Source organism: Xanthomonas sp. WHRI 6106, from assembly GCF_040202405.1.
Lineage (GTDB): Bacteria > Pseudomonadota > Gammaproteobacteria > Xanthomonadales > Xanthomonadaceae > Xanthomonas > Xanthomonas cannabis.
In genome coordinates, this window is record NZ_JBEGFC010000025.1 from 1 (window position 1) to 1,203 (window position 1,203).

Sequence of the window (1,203 nt, forward strand, 5' to 3'; positions counted from 1 at the left end):
CGACGTCCCCCCGCCCTGAGTAGCGGCCAGGTTTAGAGTCCGGGGTTGATGATATCGATGTTGGCCAGCTGTTGGGCATACGCGGAGGGCGTCATGCCGCCAATTGCTTTCTTGGGTCGCTCCTCGTTGTATTCGCGGCGCCAGCGCTCGATCTCGGTGCGTGCATGCAGCAGTGTCGGGAACCAGTGTTCGTTGAGGCATTCGTCGCGCAGGCGGCCGTTAAACGATTCAACGTAGGCGTTCTGATTCGGCTTGCCGGGTTGGATGAGTCGCAACTGCACGCCACGCGCATGCGCCCAGGCCACCATCGCCTTGCCGCAAAACTCCTTGCCGTTGTCCGTGCGGATCACCTGCGGCAAGCCGCGGCGGATGGCGAGCCGATCCAGCACACGCGTCACGCCGTGGCCCGCTATTGCGCGCTCCACCTCAATGGCGACCGCTTCGTGGGTTGCATCATCCACGATCACCAGACACTTGATCACCCGACCGTCGGCGGTGCGGTCGAACACGAAGTCCATCGACCATACCTGGTTGGCCTGTGCCGGCCGCAATAGCGGCTGACGCTCGCCTACCGAGACTTTCTTGCGCTTGCGGCGGCGGACTTGCAACTGCTGCTCGCGGTACAACCGCTCCACACGCTTGTAGTTCACGATGCGGCCTTCCTGTCGCAGTTTGAGATAGATCATGCCCACGCCATAACGGCGATGGCGATGCGCCAACGCACCGATGCGCTCGCGCAGCTCAACGTTGCGATCTTCGCGCGGGCAGTAGCGCAGCGCGCTGGCGCTCATGCCGATCGCGGCCAAGGCGCGGCGCTCGCTGGCACCGCGCCCCGTCCACTCGCGCACCAGCGCACGACGCGCCGGCGCGCTCACCACTTTTTTCGCAGCGCATCCTTGATCAGATCGTTCTCAAACAGCTGCTCGGCCAGCAACTTCTTCAGCCGCGCATTCTCGGACTCCAGGTCCTTGAGCCGCTTGGCATCGGGCACGCTCATCCCGCCGAACTTGCTGCGCCACAGGTAGTAAGAGGCCTCGCTGAAGCCATGGCGCCGGCACAGGTCCTTGATCGCCACGCCCGCTTCGGCTTCGCGCAGGAAACCAATGATCTGTTCTTCGGAAAAGCGCTTCTTCACGTCCAATCTCCTTCGGTTAGGGAATTGGACTCCAAACTGGCGTGCTACTCAAAATTGGGGGGACGTCG

General features: G+C 62.8%; 1 protein-coding gene. It reads right to left on the reverse strand.

Going from position 1 to position 1,203, the window contains the following annotated elements; translation table 11 throughout:
* Positions 1–32 precede the first annotated feature (32 nt).
* A protein-coding gene (locus ABQZ09_RS19835) for an IS3 family transposase (RefSeq protein ID WP_228313883.1) occupies positions 33–1,135 on the reverse strand; the annotation gives its coding sequence in 2 pieces (ribosomal slippage) (positions 33–877 and positions 877–1,135; 1,104 coding nt in all).
* Positions 1,136–1,203 lie beyond the last annotated feature (68 nt).